The sequence below is a fragment of the Varibaculum cambriense genome, from assembly GCF_022133705.1.
In the GTDB taxonomy this organism is placed as follows: domain Bacteria; phylum Actinomycetota; class Actinomycetes; order Actinomycetales; family Actinomycetaceae; genus Varibaculum; species Varibaculum cambriense_A.
Window position 1 is genome coordinate 1 of sequence record NZ_JAKNHJ010000062.1, and the last position, 222, is coordinate 222.

A 222-nucleotide genomic window follows, 5' to 3' on the forward strand; every position below is an offset into this window, starting at 1 on the left:
TTTATGATGGAATCATTTGCTGAACTGTTTGAAGCAAGCCAAGTACTTGACGTAGAACGCGGTGCAGTTATCTCAGGTACCGTAGTTGCGATTGATAGCGACTGGATTACCGTAGATACGGGTCTAAAATCAGAAGGTATCGTTGCGCGTTCAGAATTTTTGAATGAACAAGGCGAGCTTGAAGTAGCAGTTGGCGACCAAGTTCAAGTCGTTGTAGACGCG

The 222-nt window shown here is 45.0% G+C and carries 1 protein-coding gene; it reads left to right on the forward strand.

The window, feature by feature from the left end:
* On the forward strand, window positions 1-222 hold a 222-nt coding region (locus tag L0M99_RS09770), incomplete at both ends, for a S1 RNA-binding domain-containing protein (RefSeq protein ID WP_238128463.1).